The 25,041-nt window shown below is 43.6% G+C and carries 23 protein-coding genes and 1 tRNA gene; 9 read left to right on the top strand and 15 right to left on the bottom strand.

What is annotated here, in order from left to right; translation table 11 throughout:
- Positions 1–32: 32 nt before the first annotated feature.
- The 4 genes from NI470_RS07305 to gatC all read right to left on the bottom strand — a co-directional run bounded on the left by NI470_RS07305 (position 33) and on the right by gatC (position 4,034).
- On the bottom strand, positions 33–644 hold the full coding sequence (locus NI470_RS07305) for a hypothetical protein (RefSeq protein WP_253148063.1): 612 nt from the start codon (positions 642–644) through the stop codon (positions 33–35).
- Positions 645–707: 63 nt separating this feature from the next.
- Positions 708–2,189 (bottom strand): Asp-tRNA(Asn)/Glu-tRNA(Gln) amidotransferase subunit GatB, encoded by a 1,482-nt coding sequence (gatB, locus tag NI470_RS07300; protein WP_168386766.1) that lies wholly within the window; start codon positions 2,187–2,189, stop codon positions 708–710.
- Entirely contained in the window at positions 2,189–3,667 is a 1,479-nt protein-coding gene (gene gatA / locus NI470_RS07295; protein WP_253148062.1) for an Asp-tRNA(Asn)/Glu-tRNA(Gln) amidotransferase subunit GatA, read from the bottom strand. Before gatA ends, gatB begins: the two co-directional genes overlap by 1 nt.
- 52 nt (positions 3,668–3,719) lie before the next feature.
- Positions 3,720–4,034 (bottom strand): Asp-tRNA(Asn)/Glu-tRNA(Gln) amidotransferase subunit GatC, encoded by a 315-nt coding sequence (gene gatC / locus NI470_RS07290; protein WP_004279359.1) that lies wholly within the window; start codon positions 4,032–4,034, stop codon positions 3,720–3,722.
- A 132-nt stretch (positions 4,035–4,166) separates the two neighbouring features.
- Here gatC and NI470_RS07285 point away from each other — a divergent pair, with 132 nt between their 5' ends.
- The 6 genes from NI470_RS07285 to NI470_RS07260 all read left to right on the top strand — a co-directional run bounded on the left by NI470_RS07285 (position 4,167) and on the right by NI470_RS07260 (position 8,921).
- Positions 4,167–5,213 (top strand): rod shape-determining protein, encoded by a 1,047-nt coding sequence (locus tag NI470_RS07285; RefSeq protein ID WP_004279360.1) that lies wholly within the window; start codon positions 4,167–4,169, stop codon positions 5,211–5,213.
- Between the two features lie 16 nt (positions 5,214–5,229).
- Positions 5,230–6,087, top strand: a complete 858-nt coding sequence (mreC, locus tag NI470_RS07280) for a rod shape-determining protein MreC (RefSeq protein WP_004279362.1) — start codon at positions 5,230–5,232, stop codon at positions 6,085–6,087.
- Positions 6,074–6,565, top strand: a complete 492-nt coding sequence (gene mreD, locus NI470_RS07275; RefSeq protein WP_005096176.1) for a rod shape-determining protein MreD — start codon at positions 6,074–6,076, stop codon at positions 6,563–6,565. The genes mreC and mreD overlap by 14 nt, the downstream gene beginning before the upstream one ends.
- A complete protein-coding gene (locus NI470_RS07270; RefSeq protein ID WP_005262426.1) occupies positions 6,553–7,119 on the top strand; it encodes a Maf-like protein in 567 nt (188 codons plus the stop codon). The genes mreD and NI470_RS07270 overlap by 13 nt, the downstream gene beginning before the upstream one ends.
- A 41-nt stretch (positions 7,120–7,160) precedes the next feature.
- The gene (rng, locus tag NI470_RS07265; RefSeq protein WP_004646221.1) at positions 7,161–8,615 is read left to right on the top strand and encodes a ribonuclease G; all 1,455 of its coding nucleotides are present in this window, start codon (positions 7,161–7,163) and stop codon (positions 8,613–8,615) included.
- Positions 8,616–8,747: 132 nt separating this feature from the next.
- Entirely contained in the window at positions 8,748–8,921 is a 174-nt protein-coding gene (locus NI470_RS07260; RefSeq protein WP_005262425.1) for a PA1571 family protein, read from the top strand.
- A 208-nt stretch (positions 8,922–9,129) separates the two neighbouring features.
- On the opposite strand, the gene NI470_RS07255 is transcribed toward NI470_RS07260, so the two are convergent.
- Both NI470_RS07255 and NI470_RS07250 read right to left on the bottom strand, forming a co-directional pair.
- On the bottom strand, positions 9,130–10,512 hold the full coding sequence (locus tag NI470_RS07255) for a WS/DGAT/MGAT family O-acyltransferase (RefSeq protein ID WP_114541186.1): 1,383 nt from the start codon (positions 10,510–10,512) through the stop codon (positions 9,130–9,132).
- A gap of 464 nt (positions 10,513–10,976) precedes the next feature.
- Complete coding sequence (locus NI470_RS07250) at positions 10,977–11,711, bottom strand: phosphoadenylyl-sulfate reductase (RefSeq protein ID WP_253148061.1); 735 nt, start codon at positions 11,709–11,711, stop codon at positions 10,977–10,979.
- Between the two features lie 204 nt (positions 11,712–11,915).
- Here NI470_RS07250 and thrH point away from each other — a divergent pair, with 204 nt between their 5' ends.
- Complete coding sequence (gene thrH / locus NI470_RS07245) at positions 11,916–12,533, top strand: bifunctional phosphoserine phosphatase/homoserine phosphotransferase ThrH (protein WP_004646225.1); 618 nt, start codon at positions 11,916–11,918, stop codon at positions 12,531–12,533.
- Positions 12,534–12,607: 74 nt separating this feature from the next.
- On the opposite strand, the gene NI470_RS07240 is transcribed toward thrH, so the two are convergent.
- The 4 genes from NI470_RS07240 to NI470_RS07225 all read right to left on the bottom strand — a co-directional run bounded on the left by NI470_RS07240 (position 12,608) and on the right by NI470_RS07225 (position 17,429).
- Positions 12,608–13,828 (bottom strand): OmpP1/FadL family transporter, encoded by a 1,221-nt coding sequence (locus tag NI470_RS07240; RefSeq protein ID WP_005104694.1) that lies wholly within the window; start codon positions 13,826–13,828, stop codon positions 12,608–12,610.
- A 313-nt stretch (positions 13,829–14,141) separates the two neighbouring features.
- Complete coding sequence (locus NI470_RS07235; protein WP_004646227.1) at positions 14,142–15,572, bottom strand: outer membrane protein transport protein; 1,431 nt, start codon at positions 15,570–15,572, stop codon at positions 14,142–14,144.
- 337 nt (positions 15,573–15,909) lie between these two features.
- A tRNA-Arg gene (locus tag NI470_RS07230) sits at positions 15,910–15,985 on the bottom strand.
- 88 nt (positions 15,986–16,073) lie between these two features.
- Entirely contained in the window at positions 16,074–17,429 is a 1,356-nt protein-coding gene (locus NI470_RS07225) for an amino acid permease (protein ID WP_253148060.1), read from the bottom strand.
- A 332-nt stretch (positions 17,430–17,761) separates the two neighbouring features.
- Between NI470_RS07225 and prpF the strand changes: the two genes are divergently transcribed.
- Together prpF and NI470_RS07215 are read left to right on the top strand one after the other, a co-directional pair.
- Positions 17,762–18,952 carry a 2-methylaconitate cis-trans isomerase PrpF gene (prpF, locus tag NI470_RS07220; protein ID WP_253148059.1) on the top strand — a complete coding sequence of 397 codons (1,191 nt, stop codon included), beginning with the start codon at positions 17,762–17,764 and terminating at the stop codon, positions 18,950–18,952.
- 224 nt (positions 18,953–19,176) lie between these two features.
- Positions 19,177–20,085, top strand: a complete 909-nt coding sequence (locus tag NI470_RS07215) for a polyprenyl synthetase family protein (protein WP_253148058.1) — start codon at positions 19,177–19,179, stop codon at positions 20,083–20,085.
- An 84-nt stretch (positions 20,086–20,169) separates the two neighbouring features.
- Here NI470_RS07215 and putP read toward each other — a convergent pair whose 3' ends face one another.
- The 5 genes from putP to NI470_RS07190 form a co-directional block, all read right to left on the bottom strand.
- Entirely contained in the window at positions 20,170–21,660 is a 1,491-nt protein-coding gene (putP, locus tag NI470_RS07210; protein ID WP_253148057.1) for a sodium/proline symporter PutP, read from the bottom strand.
- Positions 21,661–21,873: 213 nt separating this feature from the next.
- Positions 21,874–22,731 (bottom strand): SPFH domain-containing protein, encoded by an 858-nt coding sequence (locus NI470_RS07205; protein ID WP_253148056.1) that lies wholly within the window; start codon positions 22,729–22,731, stop codon positions 21,874–21,876.
- A 12-nt stretch (positions 22,732–22,743) separates the two neighbouring features.
- Positions 22,744–23,217: an NfeD family protein gene (locus NI470_RS07200; RefSeq protein ID WP_004730358.1), complete on the bottom strand. Its 474-nt coding sequence runs from the start codon at positions 23,215–23,217 to the stop codon at positions 22,744–22,746.
- A gap of 102 nt (positions 23,218–23,319) precedes the next feature.
- Entirely contained in the window at positions 23,320–24,237 is a 918-nt protein-coding gene (locus tag NI470_RS07195) for a patatin-like phospholipase family protein (RefSeq protein ID WP_180049680.1), read from the bottom strand.
- 63 nt (positions 24,238–24,300) lie between these two features.
- The gene (locus tag NI470_RS07190) at positions 24,301–24,930 is read right to left on the bottom strand and encodes a 1-acyl-sn-glycerol-3-phosphate acyltransferase (protein ID WP_253148055.1); all 630 of its coding nucleotides are present in this window, start codon (positions 24,928–24,930) and stop codon (positions 24,301–24,303) included.
- Positions 24,931–25,041: the final 111 nt, after the last annotated feature.

Here is a 25,041-nt window from a genome sequence, read left to right as displayed (position 1 = left end):
ATAGACGGAAACGATTTGGTCTAAGAATGAATTTAATTGTTGGAATGGTGAATTGGATGCTCTTGAATTAACTTTCGCAAGAGATCTATTGGTGCATTATAATTATTTTGAATAGTTGTACTGGGTTTCATTATTGGGTCAATATCATCCATTTGTAGAGTACCTTTCTGAAGTCTATATGTTTTAGTTTGCTTAAGTAGATTTAATATATCTGAAATTTGGTCAATATCGGCACAGATATATTTACAAATGTTGATCATTTCAAGGATAGACCATTCATAAAATTCAAGTTCATGGATTCTTTTTTCAACTGCTTTATATGCACTTTCACAAATATTTTTATGGTATTCGAGATTTACAGATAAATGATCTATTAACTTTTTTAGCGTCGGTGTATTGGGTGGGTAAGTTGAGTCGAATATAATACTGTTTAAAGAAATAACAGTATCGCGACCTTTACTATATATTTTTGAGATTAAAAAATTATCTTCTGGATTTAATTCTTTAATACATTCATAAAAATGTTCTATGGACTTATGATGGATAAATTGTTCTTCATATTCCTTCATATTTTGACGTTTCATTTTTATAATTTCAATTTGTTGGTCAATATCAATAATTTCATTTGTAATAGTATAAGACATAGTAAAAAAACCCCGCATTAAGCGAGGTTTTTATAACACGAAATCAATTGATTAGCGAATAAATCAACCAATCAATTTCTTCATCAATTCATTCACTTGAGCAGGGTTGGCTTTACCCTTAGACGCTTTCATCACTTGACCAACCAGACCGTTGAAAGCTTTTTCTTTACCAGATTTATACTCTTCCACCATCTTCTCGTTGGCAGCAAGAACTTCCTTAATAATTGCTTCAATCGCGCCTGTATCAGTTTCCTGTTTCAAGCCTTTTTCCGCAATAATTTCGTCTGCAGTTTTGCCTTCTTCCCACATAAAGCCGAACACTTGTTTCGCAATCTTACCGCTAATGGTGTTGTCGACAATACGTGCAATCATGCCACCCAGTTTCTCAGCAGAAACAGGAGAATCAGCAAGGTCTAGGCCAGCTTTGTTTAGAGCACCTGAGAATTCACCCATTACCCAGTTTGCCGCAATCTTACCTTGTGCAGCACCACCAGCAGCTTTAACGACTTCCTCATAAAATTCAGACATTTCACGAGTAAGTGTAAGCACGTGCGCATCGTACTCAGTCACGCCAAAGTCCGCCACGAAACGCGCACGACGTGCAGCAGGCAACTCAGGCATGGTTGCTTTAATTGCTTCGATTTGCTCATCAGCAATCACCACAGGCAACAAGTCAGGGTCAGGGAAGTAGCGGTAATCGTTCGCTTCTTCTTTAGAACGCATTGAACGGGTTTCCATCTTCACAGGGTCGAAAAGACGAGTTTCCTGATCAATGGTGCCGTCCCAGTCCAGAATTTCCATTTGACGTTCAATTTCAACATTGATCGCCTGTTCAATGAAACGGAATGAATTCAGGTTTTTTAATTCACAACGTGTACCGAAGGGTTGACCCGGACGACGTAAAGACACGTTACAGTCACAACGGAATGAACCTTCCGCCATGTTACCGTCAGAAATACCTAACCAGCGTACCAGCGTGTGAATTGCCTTGATATAAGCAACCGCTTCTTCAACCGAACGCATATCTGGTTCAGAAACGATTTCAAGCAGCGGCGTACCGGCACGGTTCAAGTCGATACCAGACATGCCTTCGAACTGGTCATGAATCGATTTACCTGCATCTTCTTCGAGATGCGCACGGGTTACGCCAATGCGTTTAACCGTGCCATCTTCAAGCTGGATGTCGATATGACCCAAGCCCACAATCGGGTTGTCCATCTGGCTGATCTGATAGCCTTTTGGAGAGTCCGGATAGAAGTAGTTTTTACGCGCAAATACAGACGCCTGATCGATGTAAGCATCGATGCCCAAACCAAAGCGAATCGCAAGATCAACCACTTCTTTGTTTAATACCGGTAATACGCCCGGCATAGCCAAATCAACCAGGCTGGCTTGCGTGTTTGGATCATTACCGAAAACAGTCGATGAACCTGAAAAAATTTTGGTATTGGTGGCAAGCTGAGTGTGAATCTCGATACCAATAACGACTTCCCAACCATCAATCAGGTTGGATTTTGGTTTAGCCGATTTTTGAGCTTGAGCCATTATGCGTTCTCCTCAGCAATTGCAGCGCGTTTTGTATGCCAATCGGTGGCCTGTTGATACTGGTGTACCACAGACAACAATTGAGATTCTGACCAGTAATTACCAATCAGCTGTAAGCCAACTGGCAAGTTATTTTGGTCAAAACCGACAGGCGCGTTAATCGCAGGAAGACCTGCCAGATTTACCGCAAGCGTATAAATATCGCCCAGGTACATTTCAACTGGCGTTAAATCTGCACCAATTTTATAGGCAGTCGTTGGCGCAGAAGGTGCTGCAATGACATCGACCGATTCAAATGCTTTAAGGAAATCTTGCTGGATCAGGCGACGTACTTTCTGTGCTTTTACATAGTAAGCATCGTAATAACCTGCAGACAGGGCATACGTACCAATCAGGATACGGCGTTGCACTTCTGCACCAAAACCTTCTGAACGTGAACGCTTGTACAGGTCCATCAGGTCCACAGGATTTTCTGCGCGATAGCCATAACGTACGCCATCAAAACGTGATAGGTTCGAAGAAGCTTCGGCAGGTGCGATCAGGTAATAAGTCGGAACATAGCTTTCAGTCATGTTGAGGTCGATCTCAACAAGCGTAGCGCCCATTTCTTCTAACTTTTTAAGTGATTCTTCGACACGTGCTTTAACATCTTCAGCTAGGCCAGCAACATTAAAATACTGTTTTGGAATACCAATGCGTAAACCTTTTACTGAGGTAGCGTTCAGGTTCGCGACATAGTTATCTACCACTTGATCCATTGAAGTTGAATCTTTGGCATCATGACCGGCCATGACATTCATCAGGTAAGCACAGTCTTCTGCAGAACGTGCCATTGGACCACCTTGGTCTAGTGATGATGCATAGGCAATCATACCGAAGCGCGATACAAGACCGTAAGTCGGTTTAAGACCGGTCAGACCACAGAATGACGCAGGTTGACGAATAGAACCACCGGTGTCAGTACCAGTTGCAAATGGTGCCAAATCCGCTGCCACAGCTGCTGCAGAACCGCCTGAAGAACCACCAGGGACATGGCCCAGGTTCCAAGGGTTGGCAGTTGCGCCGTAATATGAGTTCTCAGAGGTCGAACCCATCGCGAATTCGTCCATGTTCACTTTACCCAAAGTGACCAGGCCCGCAGCTTTACCTTTCGCTACAACGGTTGCGTCGTAAGGAGAGATAAAATTGTCCAGCATTTTTGAACCGGCAGTGGTTTTAATGCCTTGGGTACAGAAAATATCTTTGTGGGCAACTGGTACACCAGTCAGGGCAGAGGCATTGCCAGCTTTGATTGCAGCATCGGCAGCATCAGCTTGAGCCAATGCCTGTTCAGCAGTCACGGTCACATAAGCCTTGACCTGTACATCAATTTTTTCGATGCGTTTTAAATAGTGTTGAGTCAATTCGCGGGATGAAAATTGAGCATTTGCCAAACCTTCAGTCAGTTCACGAATGGATAAGCGGTGTAAATCTGTCATGAGAAATAATTCTTTACGTTTAATTTAATAAAAAGAATGAACTGGGTAATAATTACTCAATTACGCGTGGGACGAGATACAAACCGTCCTGTACAGCAGGTGCAACTGCTTGGTATTCCTCACGATGATTGCTTTCCGACACGACATCTTCACGTAAAGGCTGTGGGTGGTCGAAAGGGCTTTTCAGTGGTTCAACACCGTCGGTATTGATGCCTTTCAGGGTTTCCATCATGCCTAAAATTTTATTTAAACTTTGAGCATATTCAGCAGATTGCGTATCATTGAGAGATAACCTTGCAAGGTTGGCAATAGCTGAAACTGTTTCTGCACTTAAATCTGCAGAATGCTGTGCATCCGATGTAGACATAATATTACCTAATCAGTATTAAAAAAATTCAAATTATCATGCGTTATGATAAGCGATTGACTTGTCCAAATCATCACATTTAGTTAAAGTGGCGACCTTGCGTCCATATAAAGTTTAACTGAGAACGTCCCCGTGATTCTAAAACGACTAATAGGCTTGTTTTCGCCCGATCTTGCCATTGATTTAGGTACAGCAAATACACTTATTTATGCGCCAGGACGAGGCATTATATTAAATGAACCAACGGTTGTAGCCATCCGTCATAGTGGTTCACATAAAATTGTTGCGGCAGTCGGTCTTGAAGCGAAGCAAATGCTAGGTCGTACCCCAGCCAATATCTCAGCGATCCGTCCGATGAAAGATGGTGTGATTGCGGATTTTGAAGTCACTGAGACCATGCTGAATCAGTTTATTCGCAAAGTACATGAAAACCGTTTATTTACTCCGGCACCGCGTGTCGTTGTCTGTGTACCATGTAAATCAACCCTTGTTGAGCGCCGTGCCATTCGTGAAGCCGTGTTTAATGCGGGCGCACGTGATGTACGTTTAATCGAAGAGCCGATGGCAGCAGCGATTGGTGCAGGTATGCCAGTTGAGCAGGCTTGTGGTTCGATGGTGGTCGATGTGGGCGGTGGTACTACTGAAATTGCGATTATCTCGCTGCAGGGTTGTGTTTATGCCGATTCTTTACGTATTGGCGGTGATGTCTTTGATGAGCAGATCATTAACTATGTGCGTAAAGCGCATGGCTGTGTGATCGGCGAAACCACGGCTGAAGTAATCAAAAAAGAAGTGGGTATGGCGTTGCCAGATGAAGGTGCTAAACCGCTTGAAATTGAAGTTCGTGGCCGTAACCTCGCAGAAGGTGTGCCTCGCGCAATCGTGGTTAATTCTGACGAAGTCACCCAAGCGATTTCTGATCCATTACAAAACATCGTGTCTGCGGTGAAATCTGCTTTAGAACATACCCCTCCTGAGCTTTCTTCGGACATCGCTGAACGTGGTATCGTGTTAACTGGTGGTGGTGCATTACTGCGTAACCTGGACAAGCTGCTTGCCAAAGAAACTGGCCTGCCGGTGGTGGTGGCAGAAGATCCACTATCATGCGTGACACGTGGTGGCGGCAAGGTACTCGAATTTTTCGACAACCCAAATCATGACATGTTATTCGTAGGCTAAGAAAAGGATCCGGCGGGTGCAAGCACATCTGTTTTCTCGACAACCGCCATCTTTTCGCTCTTTTATCATTGCATTGGTAACATGCCTGGTGGTGCTTTTCTTTGATTGGCGCATGCCGCATGTTGTTCAACCTGCAAGGGATGTCCTGTACGCTGCTTATAATCCTATTTATGCGGTGGCCAGCTATCCGGTATTGTCGCGAGAGTGGTTGAATCAACAAACCAAGTCTGAAGCTCAATTGCGTCGGGAAAATACCGCGATGCAGGCCGAGCTGTTACAGGCACAGGTACGCTTACAAAAAATCTCTGAACTTTCTGCTGAAAATACCCGTTTGCGCGGTCTATTGGACACGCCGCTGATCATTGATGGGCGTATTGAAATTGCCGAAGTGATTGGCACCGATGCCGATCCTTTAAGACATATCATTGTGATCAACCGGGGTTCAAATAACGAGCTGAAAGTCGGGCAAACCGTACTGGATGACAAGGGGATTATGGGACAGATTATTAATGTCTATCCGCATAGTAGCCGGGTCATGCTGTTGTCTGATAAAGAACATTCATTGTCAGTGCGTCTGGAACATACCGGAATGCGTGCCATTGTCTCGGGGACGGGTGATCTGGGACGTTTGAAAATGGAATATGTACCGACCAGTGCCAATATCAAGGTCGGGGAAAAAGTCTATAGTTCAGGCTTGGGCCAACATTTTCCGGCAGGTTATCTGGTGGGGCAGGTGTCCAAAGTACAACGACATAATTCAGGTGAATTTGCCCAGATTGATGTAACGCCAGCCGCGCAGTTGGCCGGTGGTCATCATGTGGTGGTGTTATTTTCCGATTCATTGGCGATGGAGCAACCGCATGTCAATCGCTAAGATGAAATCCAGAAAGCATCGTGATCCCTTATTTGCCATCGTCATTTCGGTGATCGTGGCTTCGATTTTGATGGTCTATCCACTTTCTTATACCCTCTCGGGCTGGCGCCCGCTGTTTATGCTGATGGTGATGCTATTCTGGGTGTTGTGTCAGCCGACCTGGTGCGGGATATGGTTTGCCTTTGGTACCGGTATTTTTATTGATTTGCTGCTGGACGCACCTTTAGGTCTGAATGCCCTCAGCTTTATTATTATTGCCTTTTTAGCCCGATTCCTGACTCGTGAACGCCGTATCCTGACCTTTAATAATCTCTGGGTGATTACGGGGCTGGCAATTGTTGCGCATTTGTTGATGATCTTTTTTGCCCAGATTGTGGCAGGCGTGCAATTTTCTTTTGCCCGGCACTGGATTCCAATGCTGACCAGTATTCTGGTTTGGCCTGTTCTCTATTATATGTTGAAAAAATGGCGCATATAGTTCTCGCTTCCAGCTCACCTCGGCGTTGTGAGTTATTACAGCAGCTCGGACTGAGCTTTGATATCTACAGTCCGGATATCGATGAATCTGTGCGTGAAGGTGAATCCGTCGCGGCTTATGTTGAACGTCTGGCACGAGCCAAGGCTGATGCAGTGGCCGAGCGTTATCCAGATGCGATCATCATTGCTGCGGATACCAGTCTGGGGGTCGATAGTGAGATTTTGGGTAAACCAGAATCCAAGCAACATGCCATTGAAATGTGGACAAAAATCTCCGGTCGGTGGCATGATGTCTATAGCGGTGTCTGTGTTCGTACAAAAGATGAAAAATACAGTATAGTGGTACGTACGCAGGTCGAATTTCAAATCCTGAGTGCCGCAGACATGGAAAGTTACTGGGCCACAGGTGAGCCGCTGGGGAAAGCCGGGGCTTATGCGATTCAAGGAATTGCAGCACGTTATATTCCAAAAATACAAGGCAGCTATTCCAATGTGGTCGGCTTGCCGCTCTATGAAACCGTACAGTTATTACAGACAGTTAAGGCACTAAATTAACTGCTGATAAAAAGAATTTTTATAATGTTTTGAGTGTAATTATGTCTGACGAGTTATTGATTAACGTCACGCCGATGGAATGTCGGGTCGCGTTGATTGAAAACGGCACGGTCAATGAACTGTTTGTCGAGCGTACGGCCAAGCGTGGCTTGGTCGGTAATGTCTATAAAGGCAAAGTGGTACGGGTCTTGCCGGGTATGCAGGCTGCGTTTGTGGATATTGGCCTGTCCAGAACGGCATTTTTGCATATCAATGATATGGTCTGGCCCCGCAATCAACCGACGCCGAATGTCTTTGAGCTGCTTCAACCGGGACAAGTCCTCACGGTTCAGGTGATGAAAGATATGCTCGGTACCAAAGGCGCACGCCTGTCTACCGATCTGTCGATTCCTTCGCGTTATTTGGTGCTGATGCCATATGGCAATCATATCGGTGTATCGCAACGGATTGAATCCGAGGAAGAGCGCAATCGCTTGCGTTCGATCATTGAGCGGATTCAGGCAGAACATAAGCTGCCAGGTTCAGTGATTGTACGTACTGCGGCAGAAGGGATTGAAGAAGAAGCCATTGCACAGGATATGGCTTATCTGGCCAAGCTTTGGGAATATATCCAGCGCAAGCAAAAGATTATTGCAGTACCGTCTTTGATCTTTGAAGAATTGCCTTTGCCGCAACGGGTGATTCGTGATCTGGCCAATGAAGAAACTGCTAAAATTTACGTGGATTCACGTGAAATTCATGCCAAGCTGCAGGAATTTGTCGAAGAATTTGTCCCGAATATGAAAGACCGTTTGCTGCATTATCCGGGCGAGCGGCCAATTTTTGACTTGTATAATGTCGAAGAAGACCTGCAAAAGGCATTGCAAACTCGAGTCGCATTGAAGTCTGGCGGTTATCTGATGATTGACCAGACGGAAGCCATGGCCACAATTGATGTCAATACCGGTTCTTATGTTGGTGGACGTTCGCTGGAAGATACGGTTTTTAAAACCAATATGGAAGCGACGGATGTTATCGCGCGTCAGTTACGGCTGCGTAATCTCGGCGGCATTATTATCATCGACTTCATTGATATGCAGGAAGCGCAGCATCGTGAAGAAGTGATGAAACAGTTTGAGCGCATGTTAGAACGTGACCACGCCAAGACCAAGATTACTCAGGTATCAGAACTGGGCTTGGTGGAAATGACCCGGAAACGCACCCGTGAGTCGCTGGAACATCTGCTGTGCGAGTCTTGTCCGACCTGTCAAGGACGCGGTTATGTCAAAACAGCCGAGTCAGTATGTTACGAAATATTCAGGGAGATTCTGCGTTATGCTCGTGCTTATGAGTCACAGAGTGGCTTTACTGTCGTTGCGCATCCGGCTGTTATTGATCGTTTATTAACAGCAGAAGCGCCTGCAGTCGCTGATCTAGAACATTTCATTAATCGCGTGATTAAGTTCCAGGTGGAAAATCTGTATACGCAAGAGCAATACGATATCATTCTCAGCTGAAATTGTAACAGAATATCGTTAAACACTTGTTACATCTGAAATTTTACAATCGGACCTTTATTTACAATACTAGATGCATGAATTAGCCAAAGCCGTTTCTCCCAGTTTCAGGCTTAGCAAAAGGAGTGTGTGATGAGTATGAGTAAAGCAGTAATCCATAAAGGCCTAAAACACGTATTAGAACCAAAGACTGTACATGCGGGATATATCGTCGATGAGCGCGGTAATGAAGTTCAGATTACCGCAACCATGATCCGTAACGTCTGTCATCAATTATTACAACAGTGCCGTACCATTAAAAGCTGATTGTATTTGTGTATTGTTTCTAACTTATCAAAAAATGATTTGGATAGATGTTTAAATCGAGAAGTCTTCCAAAAGTTCTAAAATAATTTAAAAAGATTTCAAAAAATAAAGCAAAGGGACCGGATCGGTCCCTTTATTCTGTGTTCAAGGACTGGCAAAAATGATCAGCACCTTTGGCAGTCCATCTATCTTATTTACTTATCCGCGGCTAGCTTACCGCCCGTAACTTTGGGACAGGTTCGCCATCTACAATAAGTTCAAAACGTTGAATTTCTTCTTCCAGATGTGTTAGCAAGTTCTGCATTTTCGGCAGGGCATTACGACATGCGGTCAAGCCGACTTCCAGTTTGTCTAGATAGCTGGTCATGGTGATATTTAGAGCCTGACCATCCAGTACGATAGAAGCCGGATAAAGTGCTTCAAGACGTGCACCATTCCAGTAAAGGGGCTCTTGTGGTCCAGGTACATTGGAAATAATCACGTTAAACGCCTGACGTGTCGGCATTAAACCGGAGGCAATGTTCAGACCCGCTGCACCATAGACAAAAGCACTATAGTTCAAGATTTGATTGGCATTCATACGTTTGAAGCGTTCTTTGGCACTCAGTACACTGCGGCGTACGATCTTGAGACGTTCCAGCGGATCTTCTTTATGTGTGCCCAAATTGGCCAGAATCATGGTAATACGGTTGGATACATCCGAGTCATCACTGCGAACCGAAGCTGGAACCATGGCAATTAACGGTTTTTTCGGTAAGGCATTTTGCGATAATAAATATTCACGTAATGCACCTGAACAAATGGCCAGTACGATATCATTAATGGTCACGCCCAATGCCTTAGAAATATGACGTAAACGTGAAAATTCGAAAGACTGGGCTGCAAAGCGACGTGAAGCACTGACGCGTTGATTCAGAATACTGCTTGGCGCCTGAAAGCTGGATACATAATCCGGATTGCGTCCCATATCTTTCATGACGGTTTGCGACAGTTCATAAGCAACTCGTGGCGCACATTCCAGTTGCCCCTTAATGGTCTGCAGGACATTTTTAAACCTGTTCACTTTAGGTGCTTTAAGGCGTTTGGCACGTGGGCCTTCCACACACCATGGCGGTACAATACTCTTGGCATTTGGATCATGTGAAAGCGACTTTTCTACCAGACGCATGCCAGCGATTCCATCCACCATAGCATGGTGAATTTTGAAATACATGGCAAAACGGTTTCCTTCAATGCCTTCAATAATATGACAGGTCCATAAAGGTTTGGCACGATCAATCAGGGCACTATGTTCTTGAGAAATATAGGTTAGCAATTCACGGATACGGCCCGGTTTTGGCAGGGCAATATGACGAAAATGATGATCTAAATCAAATTCTTGGTCTTCATCCCAAAACAGGCCGTTTAAATAATTGTTAAAAGGTGGGATTGGAGAGCATTTCGAATTTTGGATATCCGTGACTAGATCCTGAATAAAGGAAGCTGGCGCATTGTCGGGAATTTGGAATAAAAATAGTCCACCTACATGCATAGGCTGCTGCCGTTTCTCTAAAGTTAAGAAAATAAAATCAATTGGATGTAATGGACGCATAGCGTGGATTGCCTCACTGCATTCTCTATGGCTTTTTTGCTAAAAGGCCTTGTTAGAATTATTACTTTAGTTTTTAAAGTATATCTTTTTTAGCATATAAATGAACTGCTTTATCTTGCCTCAACTGTGAAAAAGTGGCTATTGACAAGAACAAAATATCTTCCTAAGTTTATGAAATGTGAAAATTTTAGTTTTAAAATAGATTTCTAAAAATAGTATTTTCTAGGCGAAGTGGAGTGTAACTTAATAATTATGTGTTTTTAGAAGAATAGCATTGTGTTCAATTTCACATTTTATGCAAATAAATCAATGAGCTAAAATTTTATCAATTCTTTAATGAAAATAATATTATCCCGATAAAAGGTAATTTTTATCTTGTCACTAAATGTAAAATTATCAATTAAAAAAGACTATCTTTATTAAAAAAATAGCCTTTCAATCAATAGGAGCGATAGAACTTAACTTTATTTTTTTAGATTGCCAGCATGTAAGCCACATTCTTTATGGGTGGCTTCTTCCCACCACCAGCGACCTTCGCGTTCATGCTGATTTGGCAGCACAGGGCGGGTGCAAGGCTCACAGCCGATAGAAACAAAACCTTTCTCATGCAGGGCATTATAAGGAACTTCCATCATACGGATATAACTCCAGACATCTGCACTGGACCAGTTGGCAAGAGGATTGTACTTGATCAACTGTTTTCCCGGACCGGAAAAACCTAGATCTGCCTGAACCACTGGAATTTCATTGCGTGTACCCGGACTTTGGTCTTTGCGCTGACCGGTAATCCAGCCGTCCAGCGTGGCCAGTTTTTTACGTAGCGGTTGAACTTTGCGTATACCGCAACATTCCTGATGGCCATCTTCAAAAAAACTGAATAGCCCCTTGGTGGTGACTAAATTCTGTACCGCATCTGTTTCAGGGAAGCAGATTTCAATCTCGATATTATAATGCTTACGCACCCGTTCAATAAACTGATACGTCTCTGCATGTAGGCGGCCAGTATCCAGACTGAATACCCGGAACGGTTTACCGAGATGCGATGCCATATCAATCAGTACAACATCTTCAGCACCAGAAAATGAAATCGCAATTTCACCTTGCTGGCCCAGTGCAAGTGCCAAAATTTCATTGGGCGATTTATCTGCATATTCAGATGCAAGCGCATCAATACGATCAATAGTAGGAATGATGGTCATGAGAGTCCTGGCGATATAGGCTTGGAAAGGACATGGCCTATATTAGTTAATTTCACATCTATTTTAATAGAATTGATTTAATTGACTTATCACTAAAAAATAAATACTTATTAAAAAAATAGATTTAAAAAAGTACAGTGCAAAATCTGTTTCTTCAGCTATGATAGTGCAAAATTTTTTCAATACAACTTAGAGGGAATGTTCATGGAAGTCGTATGTCTAGATTTAGAAGGTGTGTTGGTTCCAGAAATCTGGATTAACTTTGCCAAAAAAACCGGTATTAAAGAGCTTGAAGCGACGACTCGTGACATTCCTGACTATGATGTACTGATGACCCAACGTCTGAATATTTTAAAACAGCACGGTTTAGGCTTGAACGATATTCAGGAAGTGATTGCAGAAATGGGTCCATTCCCAGGAGCAAAAGAATTTGTGAAATGGGTGAGTACGCATTTTCAATTAATTATTCTTTCAGATACTTTCTATGAATTTGCACATCCATTGATGAAGCAACTGGATTGGCCGACGATTTTCTGTCATAAACTGGAAACAGATGAAGCAGGCATGATCTCGGCTTATAAACTTCGTCAGCCGGACCAAAAACGTCAAGCCGTAAAAGCATTACATGGCTTGAACTTCCGTGTGATTGCAGCAGGAGATTCTTATAATGATACCACGATGCTAGGTGAAGCAGATCATGGTTTCCTATTTGATGCGCCTGAAAATGTGATTGCTGAATTCCCGCAATTCCCGCCAATTCGTGGTTATGATGCGTTAAAAGAAGCGATTCGTAATGCTTCAGTACGTGATATTCCAGCTTAATATTTAAGTGTATGTAATAAAAGAAAGGGCGCTTATAGCGCCCTTTCTTGTTGAATACTAATTTTTTAACGCAATTAGAAACGGTAACCGATTTTCATACCATAGCCGATTGCATGGTTGTCTTCAAAGCTACCTTTTACTTCACCACCTGTTTGTGCTTGTGCATCTCCTAGCCAGAAGTATTTAACCCCAGCCTGGATAAAATAGTTTTCTGCAGGGCTGTATTGGCCGCCTAGACCGACACTCCAATAACCTTCAGTTGGACCCAAGGTGGTTACCGGGTTTCCTGCACCAGAGTCATAACCTACAGCAGCAGAGCCTGACCATTTAACGTTAAATTTATGACCTAAACCCACATTTGCAGACCATTGATCATCTGAATAATCGACAAGATTCTGCTGTTTTCCGGTGAGTGCGCCAGTTAGCTGAGATAAATAAGCAGGTTTTACTGCAAACTGATCCCAATGTACCCAGCGAATATTAGCAAAGGCTAAGGTATTTTTTGCAATGCCTGACTGTAAGTCAATGTTGACTGATTGTGGTGTAGTAATTTCCGCTTTATGGTAAGTTGGAATTACTGGTTTACCTAATAATGTGCCAGTTAATCCAGGAATATATAAAGCCCCATCTGTACCAAAACCGAAGGTTTCTGTGGTATCTAATTCATGTTTAATTTCAGAGCGATAAGTCACAGCAGCTTTTAAGGCAATTTCAGGAATAGAATATGCAAAACCAGCTAACCAACCGTAAGCTTCACTTTCTTTAAGGTCAATATCATAACCGCCAAGAACTTGCGGGCCTCTATAAGCTGTACCACGTAGGGAGACTTTCGCCTTTACGCTTTGATAGACAGGTCCGGCATAAACATTCCAGTTCTCATTTGGCTGATACCCTATAAGTGCTGTAATGCTATTGGTTTTTACTTCAACAGAAGTGCCTTCCAATACACCAGTATTGGTATTTACTGTAGCAAAAGCATTAGATTCAGGCGCATATTGAGAGTCAGCTCCAAATGGCTGGTCATAAAGTAAACCCAGAGATATTTTATCAGTTGCCTGAATTTTTATAGCAGCAGTAGGGAAGTAGTAATCTTCAGCCATATCGCTGACTTTATTGCCGGCATTGTCTTTACCTTGAACTTCTGGATCTAAAACAGAAATACCTGCTTCCGCATAGTTACCCGGCTGTAAAAAAGCAGAAATAGATTGACCAGAACGGTCTAAGCCAGCTGCTTGAACTGCAGAAAGAGGTAAAGTGCTAAGTAAAATAGCAGAATAAATTTTATTAAGCTTCATGGTACGTTCCCTGATGCCATCTGTAACAAAAATGTGATGGAAAAGTAACATAAATTTAAAAAGAGTAAATGCTCAGCTTTGTCGAAGAAATGAACTAAGGCGGTTAAGGAAAGGGCTTGATTAGAGTTTTTATACTAATTTTATTGGTATAAATATATGAAAAATATCAGATTAAATTAACTTTAAATAATGTGAAAGGATTGAAGTTCTGTTAATTTTAATTGGTGCTAAAATAATCGAATGATATGCAAGTGTATAAAATTAGAGTTAAAAAATAAAAACCACTCGAAAGTGGTTTTTATTTAATCAGAGCTTAGAAGCGATAGCCGATTTTCAGACCATATGCCCATGCATCGTTATCTTCAAATTCAGCAACATACTCAGGACCACCAGCTTGTGCACCAGTTTGTGCTTTTGCATCACCTAACATGAAGTATTTTACACCACCAGCAATGAAAGTGGCTGGGGTTGGGCTGTATTGAAGACCTAGGCCAACATTCCAGTAACCTTCAGTTGGACCAAGTGTAGATACAGGGTTGCCTGCACCAGAATCCCAACCTACTGATACGTTACCAGCCCATAGGTCATTAAATTTACGGCCTACACCTACAGTTGCTGAAATTTGGTCATCTTCATATTCAACCAGATTAAAGCCATTTGGACGACCTATTAGAGGGCCTACAGCTTCACTTACATTGCCAAATTGGTAAGGACGAATAGAAAAGTTTGACCAGTCTACCCAGCGTACATTAGCGAAAGCTACAGTATTTGCCATTACACCTGTTTGGAAATCCAAGTTTACAGATTGAGGTGTAGTAATTTTGGTTTTTCCAGAATCATCTAGAGTAGCAAGCTGAGCAGGAGAAACACCTAGACCACCTAATACAGTTGTTAGTAAAGGGAAGTTTAAAAGTGATAAGTCTTCAGAAGCTGAAATATCATGGTCAATTTCTGAACGATAAGTTACAGAAGCTTTTAAAGCAATATCTGGGATTTGGAAGGCTAAACCTGCTAACCAGCCTGTACCACTTGTTTCTTTAAATGTCGCATCATAACCATTGAAAAGGCTATATGCTTGACCGCGTAAGCTTAGATTCCCTTTAACGGTTTGATAGACACCACCACCATAGATATTCCAGTTTTCAGTCGGTTGGTAACCAAAAACTAAAGATAGGTTTTGAGTATCTACTTCAACTTTAGTATTGCCTTCGCCTAAGAAATTATTACCTGCAGCAAGTGCTCCAGTTAACTGTTGAAAAGCTGGACTACTTCTAACTTGTGCTTCAGCACCTGCTAGCGTTTGTTCATTTACTGGTGCTCCTAGGGCTTCAAGAGCTGCAACTGCTCTAGCGCGTACAATATTGTTTATTGCACCAGTTGATAAGATAGTGTCTGTACCTGGGTTTGAAGTAAAGACATTAGTGCCTTGGTATTCAGCATCAGCACCATATGGTTGATCATATAAAATACCAACTGAGAATTTTTCAGTAGGTTGAAACTTTAATGCTGCACTTGGGAAATAGTAATCACCAGCCATATCATCAATATTACGGCGTGTTTCACTTGTACCAGCTTCTTTACCAGATACATCTGGGTCTAGGACAGAAATACCTGCTTCAAAATAATTACCTGGTTGCAGGAAGGCCGCCATTGATTGGCCTGAACGATCTAGAGCTGCTGCAAAAGCACCCGTCATTGGTACAGTTGCAAGAATCATTGCAGTAGTTAATGTTTTTAATTTCATTTACGTCTTTCCTTGAGGTACAAATTTATATCTAGCGTTGTTGTTTGCACTTATTAAATTCTTGGAGATTTCGGGTATTTATCCGCAATCATTTGTTACTCCATGTGACAAAAATAGCACAATTAAAATAAGAGTAAATGCTCTAGAAAAAACTAATTAGTCTAAAAAAGCATCAAAATAGAGTTTTTACACCAAAAAATAGCCTCATTTTGAAATAAGTATTTGAAAGTAAAAGAAATAAAATAATGAAGAAAAAATGATTTTTTGTATAAAAAATATTCTAAAAATATGAAGATTAACGCTAATTTTTTGAAGTATAGATCACATTTTGAAAGGATGGTGCGCCCTGCGGGACTCGAACCCACGTCGGTCGCTTAGGAGGCAACTGCTCTATCCAGTTAAGCTAAGGGCGCGAAAAGAAGGCTATTGTACTGTAAAAAATACAAAAAAAAGTTATTGCCGAAGCAATAACTTTTAAGGACTCATAGCTACAGGAGTTGTCTAGGTATTTTTAGGCTTAAGTAACTTAAACAAACCTAACATGACTACGATCCAGATCGGCAGCATGTATACTGATTCTTGGAATCCTTGCGTCCACATGATGTAAAGAATCGTAAGAATAAAACCAAGAACCAGAATATTGCCCGCCGGAGACCATAGCGCAGGGAAAGAAGTCTTCTGTCCCAGCTTTTTCATGCTCTGAATAAACTTAAGATGGGTCAATGTAATCATGGCCCAGTTCAATACCAATGCACCGACTACGATGTAAATCAGATGGCTTAAGGCATCTTCAGGCACGAAGTAGTTGAGTAGCACACAGCCAAAAATCAGTACAGCAGAGAATAATACGGCAGGAATCGGCGTACCTTGTTTATTCACTTTCATGAAGACTTTAGGTGCATTTCCTTGCTGAGCCAGACCGTAGAGCATACGGCTGTTGGCGTACATACCACTGTTATACACAGACAGTGCCGCTGTCAGGATAATAAAGTTCAGTAAGTGTGCTGCCCAGCCAATTCCCAATTGACTGAAAATCATCACGAACGGACTTTTGTCCAGACCACCGAGCTCAAGCTGATTCCAAGGCACGAGTGACAACAGAATGGTCAAGGCACCAACATAGAAAATCAGAATACGGAACACCACCTGATTAATCGCTTTCGGAATAGTTTTTTCCGGATTTTCAGCTTCTGCCGCTGCCATACCAATGAGTTCAATACCACCGAAGGCAAACATCAGGAAGGCCAGCATATAGAACAGACCTTCAAAACCATTCGGGAAGAAACCGCCCGCGGTCCAGAGGTTGCTAAAAGATGCGCCTGAAGAAGCATCAGCAGTCAGGATGAGATACAAGCCAAAGACAATCATCGAGATGACCGCAGTCACTTTAATGATAGAAAGCCAGAATTCCGATTCACCGTAGAATTTCACATTGCCGAGATTGACCAGTGTAATCACGATAAAGAAAAACAGTACCGATGCCCAGGCTGGAATATGCGGCCACCAGTAGTTGATATATTTCGCAACCGCAGTAAGTTCGGTCATGGCCACCAGGATATACAGAATCCAGTAGTTCCAACCCGCAAGGAAACCGGGGAATTTGCCCCAGTATTTATAAGCAAAATGGCTGAATGAACCTGCGACAGGTTCATGAACAATCATCTCACCCAATTGACGCATGATTAAAAATGCAATCAGGCCCCCAATGGCATAGCCTAAAATAATAGAAGGACCCGCAGATTGGATCACCTGTGCGGAACCTAAGAATAAGCCTGTGCCAATTGCACCGCCCATGGCGATCAACTGAATATGACGGTTCTTTAAGCCACGCTGAAGTTGTGAAGACTCGTTATTCAAAGTGTTCAGCCCGACAATGGAAAATGATAAGTGGCTGATTGTAATTGATCAGACTAAAGAAGCCTAGTCCATCCTAAGAATGAAATATTGTTGGAGGAGTAATAAAAAATATTCATATAAATAACTGAAATAAAATATAAATGAATCAATATATTAATTTTATTGAAACTGTTACTGATGAGTTCTCTATTTTCTTGGATAAAATACAAATGCCGTTTTTTTATACTAAGGTCTGGCAGCCAAGCAGTTCTGCTTTCAACATACTATACTTTGAATATAAATATTGAATAACCTGTACGAAAACAAAGACAAGTCAAAGGATGAAATAATTCATGAGTTTTGCCGCCCAAATCAAGATTCCTGCAACCTATATGCGTGGAGGCACCAGTAAAGGTGTTTTCTTTAAGCTGGATGACCTGCCTGTAGAAGCACAACAGCCTGGCCGGATTCGTGACCAGCTTTTGCTACGCGTGATTGGTAGCCCAGATCCATATGGGAAACAGATCGACGGTATGGGTGGTGCCAGTTCCAGTACTAGTAAAACGGTCATTCTGTCAAAAAGCCTGCACGCTGATCATGATGTCGATTATTTATTTGGTCAAGTGTCAATTGACCGTCCTTTTGTAGACTGGAGCGGTAACTGCGGCAATCTGACCGCGGCAGTGGGAGCATTTGCCATTTCCAATGGTCTGGTCGATGCCGAACGAATTCCTGAAAATGGGTTATGCACGGTACGCATCTGGCAGACCAATATTCAGAAAACCATTATTGCACATGTGCCGATGCAAGATGGTCAAGTGCAGGAATTGGGTGATTTTGAACTGGATGGCGTAACCTTTCCTGCGGCGGAAGTGCAGATCGAGTTTCTGGATCCAGCCGATGACGATGCTGAAGGTGGTTCGATGTTTCCAACAGGCAATCTGGTCGATACTTTGGAAGTGCCCAATATTGGCAGCTTCGAAGTGACCATGATTAATGCCGGCATTCCGACGGTATTTTTGAATGCTGGAGATCTCGGTTATAAGGGTACCGAGCTTCAGGATCATATCAATAATGACGTGGCAGCCCTGACAAAATTTGAAACGATTCGTGCCTATGCTGCGAAGCAGATGGGACTGATTCAGGATATTGCCGAAGCCGTAACCCGACAACACACTCCAAAAATTGCCTTTGTTGCACCACCGAGTAACTATACCTCTTCAAGTGGCAAAACCGTCACTGAATCAGATACTGATATTCTGGTTCGTGCCTTGTCTATGGGTAAATTACATCATGCCATGATGGGTACCGCTGCTGTCGCAATTGGTACAGCGGCTGCCATTCCCGGAACCTTGGTAAATCGGGTTGCAGGTGGAGTAGAGCGTGAAGCGGTACGTTTTGGGCATCCTTCCGGGACTTTGAGAGTCGGTGCACAAGCAAGTTTTGAAAATGGTGAGTGGAAAGTGACGAAAGCGATTATGAGCCGTAGTGCCCGGGTGTTGATGGAAGGCTGGGTGCGCGTACCAGAAGATGTTCTCGTTTAAATGCCGTGCATACATTTAGCTTGAATAAAACCACCGGTTCTGCGGTGGTTTTTTATGGTTTAAAATCTCTGCCTTGCTTATTTGATGTTGAATAGTAAATTTCAGCAGAACAATACGATTTATGGCTGAAAATTCAAGGCATTTCTAGGTACAATGCCTGATCACCGTACAGGCATTTATTCGCTTGTCATTTTATTCTTCTGGACTACGTATTCGAGGCGAATGTGTCATCTATCACTGACGTATCAACCCATGCACTCACTCAAGCACAACACCGCATTCAACAGGATTTATTGACCGCTCTGGAAGCCTTTGCCATTCCAGAACCGTTAAGGTCGGCAGTCCATCATGCTGTGATGCTGGGTGGCAAGCGAGTACGTCCAGCGCTATGCTATGCCACTGCTGCATTAAAACCCAATCAGAATAGTGCTGCAGTGCGCCGTGCAGCGGTTGCAATCGAGTTTATTCACTGCTATTCACTGGCCCATGATGATCTGCCGTGTATGGACAATGATTTGCTGCGCCGTGGCCAGCCGACATGTCATGTGGCTTATGGAGAAGATACCGCGCTTTTGGCAGGTGATATCCTGCAATCTATGGCGTTTGAAATTTTGGGTAGCCGTCTGTTTGATCAGGGGCCAGCGGTAGAAGCTTCCATTGTACTGAAACAGATGCAGATTCTGGCAACCGCTTCTTCGAAAATGGTGAATGGTCAGGTTTTAGATTTACAGTCTGAAGGCAAAAAAATCGATCAGCAAGCACTGGAAAATATTCATCGTAATAAAACCGGTGCTTTGATTAGCGCCGCGATCATGATGGCGGCGGTGACAATCTTTGAAGGTACCGATCTGGCCATTCCAAAATTGCGTGAATTTGGACAGGCGATTGGTCTGGCTTTCCAGGTACAGGACGATATTCTGGATATTATTTCCGATACCGAAGTGTTGGGTAAAACCGCCGGCAAGGATGAACAGGTCGAGAAATCGACTTATCCAGCCTTGATGGGTCTGGAGCAAGCCCAAGCGTATGCACAGCAGTTACATGATCAGGCGATCAATGCCTTGAACCATTTTGAAGGTCAGGCGGAAGAGTTGATGCAAATTACCCAGTTCCTACTCACGCGCAAAAGCTGATTGAAGCATTATTGTCCTTAAAAGGTTTAAAGTAATTCTATAAAAAAAGAGGACTTGAAGTCCTCTTTTTTAGTTGCTACAGAATTATTTGCTTTCGTTGTACAGGCGTTCAGCTTCTTCAAAGCGGTCGGTAATTTCTGCTGTTGGTGCTTTACCCATCAGGCTCACCCCTACAATTGCAAGCATTGAACAGATAAAGCCAGGAACGATTTCATACAGGCCAGTGTCAGCAAACAGGTTCTTCCAGAAAATAACCACGACTGCACCCACGATCATACCGGCCAAAGCACCATTCAAAGTCATACGTTTCCAGAACAGTGACAGGATAATCAGCGGACCAAAAGCGGCACCAAAACCTGCCCAGGCATAAGCCACCAGACCAAGTACTTTGGATTCAGGATTACCCGCCATCCAGATTGCCAGCAAGGCAATCAGTAGCACCATCAAACGGCCGACCCAGACCAGTTCTTTTTGCGAGGCATTTTTACGCAGGAAAGATTTATAGAAGTCTTCCGTCAGGGTACTTGAGCAGACCAGTAACTGACAGCTTAAAGTACTCATTACTGCGGCAAGAATGGCAGCAAGCACCACACCTGCAATCCATGGGTTAAACAGGATTTTGGTCAGTTCCATAAATACCGTTTCAGGATTGGCATTCACCACGCTTGCCAGTTCTGGATGCTGCTGGAAATAAGCAATACCAAAGAAGCCGGCTGCGACTGCACCGCCAAGACATAGAATCATCCAGGTCATGCCAATACGACGTGCATTTGGAATCGACTTGACCGAATCTGCTGCCATGAAGCGCACCAAAATATGCGGCTGACCAAAATAACCCAAGCCCCATGCCAGTAGCGACAGGATAGCCACCGTACTTAAGTCACCGACCAGATTCATGGCCTGTGGACGTGCCGTTTCAAGCGCCAGAGTGACCTGAGACATATCAGAGAAGGTCAATAGGGTCACAATTGGCGTGAGCAACAGCGCAAAGATCATCAGGCCGGCCTGAATGGTATCGGTCCAGCTGACTGCCAGAAAACCGCCAATAAATACATAACTGATGGTGGCAATGGCACTGATCCAGAGCGCCGTCGTGTAGGACATTTCAAACATGCTTTCGAACAGGCGCGCACCTGCTACCATGCCTGAGGCACAGTAAATCGCAAAGAAAATCAGAATCACAAAAGCCGATACAATACGTAAAATTTTCTTCTGGTCGTTAAAACGATTGGAAAAATAATCTGGAAGGGTCAGGGCATTGTGCTGAACTTCCGTATGTACCCGTAAACGGCCAGCCACCAGCAACCAGTTTAACCAGGCACCAATAATCAGGCCAATGGCAATCCACATTTCCGACAAACCAGAAAGATAAATTGCACCGGGCAGGCCCATCAGCAGCCAGCCACTCATATCGGAAGCTCCAGCGGAAAGTGCAGTAACAAAACTACCTAAACGACGGCCCCCTAAAATGTAATCGGAAAAGTTTGTGGTCGCACGATAAGCCATCAGGCCGATCACCACCATGGCGACAATATAAAAAAGAAAGGTAATTAAGGTTGGATTTAGGGAGCTCATACGGTATCCATTTTCGAGTTGGACAGTAATCGAATAAGGACTTATGTTGATGATAAATGCTGTGGCGAAACACAGATCTGGCATCAAAGCCCAAAGGATTTCAAAAAATAACGCGAAATTTAAGCATAAATTCCAAATCTTTGCTGAGATTTTCGTGTTTAAACGAAAAATAGGCAGCGAATACGCTGCCTATGGATTTGAAAATGAAAATTTTTACTGAGACGGACGACCCATCACGCCTCGAATCGTGTTCAGCACGTCTGCAGGCAAGACCACCGTTTTGGCATTCGGTGATTTGGCCATATCTTGCATGGCCTTGATATATTGCTCACCGAGTAAATAGGCAACCGGAATTTCATTACTACCAATTGCCGAAGTCACCATATCAATCGCACGTTGTGAAGATTCAGCCAGAACCACCTGTGCTTCTGCATCACGGCGCGATGCTTCCAGACGACCATCCGCTTCCAGAATGGCAGCCTGTTTTTCACCATCAGCTTTGGTCACGGTTGCACGACGTTGACGTTCAGCAGCGGCCTGTTCTTCCATCGCGGTTTGCATGGTGACTGACGGTTTAATGTCTTGAATTTCAACGGTTTTAAGCGTGATACCCCAGTCCGAGATATCATCGGAAATACTGGATTTTAAACGTGCTTTAATATGATCACGTGATGATAGTGCATCATCCAGATCCATTTCACCGACAATCGAACGTAACGATGTTTGTACCAGGTTTTGAATTGCCCAAGAATAGTTTTCAATGCCGTAGACCGCTTTTTCAGGTGTGGTCAGGTTGATATAGGCCACCGCATTCATGAGTAACACGGCATTATCGCGGGTAATCACTTCCTGTGAAGGAATATCCAGCACAATATCTTTGGTGGTGACTTTATAAGCCACTTCATCAATATACGGAATGACAAAATTCAGACCCGGATTCAGCGTCGTATGGTATTTGCCCAAGCGTTGTGCGATCCATTTATAACCTTGCGGGACAATACGTACCCCTTTAAAAATCGTAATCGCCACAAAGGCCAAAAATGCGATAACAATTATAGAACCACCAGACATAGCTTATTCACCTTATTGATTTTGATAATTCGTGCTGTGGGGTTGTACGACCAGATCATTACCCAGAATATCCACGACGCGAACGCGATCTCCGACTTGAACTGGGTCCAGAGTTCGGCATTCCCATTCATCCGAACCTAAAACTGGCATCGGAAAACGCACCCGGATTTGCCCATGATCCAGATTGATCTGAATCACCATGCCCACTTGACCAATGGTCGCCTCACGCGACAGACCGGCTTTGGTCTTGTCAATGGAAAGCGGTTTGATAAACTTGAACCAGAGCAGCGTACACAGTACAGAAAGTATGATCCAGGTCAGGAGCTGGGTCGTCAGTCCCATCATCGGGAACATCCAGTACAGGACGCCAACCATGATGGCACCGATCCCGAACCACAGGGCAGCAAATGCGGGCAGCAGTAATTCAGATAGAATCAGAAGAATGCCTAATACAAACCAGTGCCAAGGTTCAAGAACTAATTCCATATCGTGACCTATATCGCTAAGTATTTAATTAATCATCATCTTTATATGATTGATCTTCAATGTAGCAGATGCGGCCGCAGATGAATATAAAAAATTCATGCATCAAAATTTTGCCTGACGTGGCGGTTTAAATGCCGCGGGAGACTGCTTAAAGTTGCTAATGGCTTTTTCAATAGTACGGATTTTCAGCTGAGCGGCCTTTTCACCTTCCAGAATGGTGGCATTGCTGGCTTTCAGGTCTAAAGTACCGATATGACCGACTTTGGGCTGAATCACCACAGTGGCCTGACTCAACTCTTCATTAATGCTTTGCTGTCCCATAATATTCAGGGTCTGATCCAGTACGCCCCACATGTTCAGAGCCTTATTACCATCCGGACGGGCAGAAATATCCACGGCAATGACAATATCTGCCCCCATATCTTTGGCGGTCTTGACCGGAATTGGGCTGACCAGACCGCCATCGACATATTTGGTGCCGCCAATCACGGCAGGCACAAACACATTCGGAATACTGCAGGACGCTCGGACCGCCTGTCCGGCATTGCCTTTAATAAAGTCAGCTTTACGGCCATTGTCCAGACGAGTGGCAACAGCAGCAAAGCGAATCGGGAATTGTTCAATTGGTTTGTTCGCCACATTCTTATTGACGAAATCCTGCAATTTTTGTCCGGCAATAATCCCTTGCCGGTTCAAGGTTAAATCGCGGATATCAGATTCTTTAAAATTCAGGGCAATCTGCTGTAACTGATAAGGCGATTTGCCACTGGCATACAGGCTACCGACAAAACTACCGGCACTGGTACCGGTGACGATTTTCGGTTTGATGCCGTGTGATTCGAGCACTTTAATGACGCCAATATGGGCAAAACCTTTGGCACCGCCGCCACCGAGGGCAATAGCGACGACAGGTTCACGGGCTTTTAATGGCGTGGCAGGCGTAGGTGTTTTAGTGGCTTTGTCACAGGCTGCAAGACTGAAACCAAGGCAGCCAATTAAGGCATAACGAGCTAATTTCATTATAAAAACTGGTGATTAAATCAACAAAATTCAGGCTATCACATCAAAAAAAGGCGTATTTGCCTAGTCTTTTTTCAAAAGCTTTTGTAACGGCTTGGCCACCCAGTCTGGATTTTTGGCCGAGAATTTACCTTGATAATGCTGATAAATCTGTTCTAGGTCGTATTCATAATCACCGGTCAGATGGTACACGCCCAGGATATGAATGGTCTTGATATCATAATCAAAAGAAAACATCACAATCGGCAAATGCGCCGCTTTGGCAATATGATAAAAACCGCTGCGAATTTTTTCTGGTGCCTTACGTGAACCTTCCGGTGCCATACCGACCCAGATCTGTTCTGATTTTTCAATAATCTCGACAATCTGTCGGGTATGACCTTGTGGACTATCCCGCACGACCGGAACGACTCCAATCCATTCTAGAACCGGCTTGAGGGGAGTGCGAAACAGGCTGTCTTTACCAAAAATCGTAATCTGAATACCGAGACCAAGCAGGGCGTTAAAACCGAGCCAGGCATCAATATTTGAAGTATGCGGAGAAATAATGGCCACAGCTTTGGGCAAATTGGGGAATTCTCCTTCTAGACGCCAGCCTTGGGCCAAAAAAAGCTGCCTGAAAAAAGTCCGGCTTAGCTTGCTGCCGCGGGCTGGCACATGCTGCGGGAGTTGGGGGAAACGTATTTGGGCCATTGCTTTTGTCCCTTCCTGAAACTAATTTTTCTTTATTTTTTATTATATTAGACTGTTGTAAAATCCGGATCATTGGCAAAATGTATAGCATCTTAAATGCTGGTGATGCAT

It is taken from the genome of Acinetobacter lwoffii (assembly GCF_024129115.1).
Taxonomy (GTDB): Bacteria; Pseudomonadota; Gammaproteobacteria; order Pseudomonadales; family Moraxellaceae; genus Acinetobacter; species Acinetobacter lwoffii_T.
This window is presented reverse-complemented; position numbering and strand designations above follow the sequence as displayed.

Excerpts from the sequence above, each read along its gene's own strand:
- gatC (WP_004279359.1), bottom strand. The coding sequence starts at position 4,034 with ATGTCTACATCGGATGCACAGCATTCTGCAGATTTAAGTGCAGAAACA.
- NI470_RS07270 (WP_005262426.1), top strand. The coding sequence starts at position 6,553 with ATGGCGCATATAGTTCTCGCTTCCAGCTCACCTCGGCGTTGTGAGTTA.
- NI470_RS07260 (WP_005262425.1), top strand. The coding sequence starts at position 8,748 with ATGAGTATGAGTAAAGCAGTAATCCATAAAGGCCTAAAACACGTATTA.
- NI470_RS07190 (WP_253148055.1), bottom strand. The coding sequence starts at position 24,930 with ATGGCCCAAATACGTTTCCCCCAACTCCCGCAGCATGTGCCAGCCCGC.
- NI470_RS07195 (WP_180049680.1), bottom strand. The coding sequence starts at position 24,237 with ATGAAATTAGCTCGTTATGCCTTAATTGGCTGCCTTGGTTTCAGTCTT.
- NI470_RS07305 (WP_253148063.1), bottom strand. The coding sequence starts at position 644 with ATGTCTTATACTATTACAAATGAAATTATTGATATTGACCAACAAATT.
- gatB (WP_168386766.1), bottom strand. The coding sequence starts at position 2,189 with ATGGCTCAAGCTCAAAAATCGGCTAAACCAAAATCCAACCTGATTGAT.
- rng (WP_004646221.1), top strand. The coding sequence starts at position 7,161 with ATGTCTGACGAGTTATTGATTAACGTCACGCCGATGGAATGTCGGGTC.
- gatA (WP_253148062.1), bottom strand. The coding sequence starts at position 3,667 with ATGACAGATTTACACCGCTTATCCATTCGTGAACTGACTGAAGGTTTG.
- NI470_RS07240 (WP_005104694.1), bottom strand. The coding sequence starts at position 13,828 with ATGAAGCTTAATAAAATTTATTCTGCTATTTTACTTAGCACTTTACCT.
- NI470_RS07250 (WP_253148061.1), bottom strand. The coding sequence starts at position 11,711 with ATGACCATCATTCCTACTATTGATCGTATTGATGCGCTTGCATCTGAA.
- mreD (WP_005096176.1), top strand. The coding sequence starts at position 6,074 with ATGTCAATCGCTAAGATGAAATCCAGAAAGCATCGTGATCCCTTATTT.
- NI470_RS07235 (WP_004646227.1), bottom strand. The coding sequence starts at position 15,572 with ATGAAATTAAAAACATTAACTACTGCAATGATTCTTGCAACTGTACCA.
- NI470_RS07205 (WP_253148056.1), bottom strand. The coding sequence starts at position 22,731 with ATGTCTGGTGGTTCTATAATTGTTATCGCATTTTTGGCCTTTGTGGCG.
- prpF (WP_253148059.1), top strand. The coding sequence starts at position 17,762 with ATGAGTTTTGCCGCCCAAATCAAGATTCCTGCAACCTATATGCGTGGA.
- putP (WP_253148057.1), bottom strand. The coding sequence starts at position 21,660 with ATGAGCTCCCTAAATCCAACCTTAATTACCTTTCTTTTTTATATTGTC.
- NI470_RS07255 (WP_114541186.1), bottom strand. The coding sequence starts at position 10,512 with ATGCGTCCATTACATCCAATTGATTTTATTTTCTTAACTTTAGAGAAA.
- thrH (WP_004646225.1), top strand. The coding sequence starts at position 11,916 with ATGGAAGTCGTATGTCTAGATTTAGAAGGTGTGTTGGTTCCAGAAATC.
- NI470_RS07200 (WP_004730358.1), bottom strand. The coding sequence starts at position 23,217 with ATGGAATTAGTTCTTGAACCTTGGCACTGGTTTGTATTAGGCATTCTT.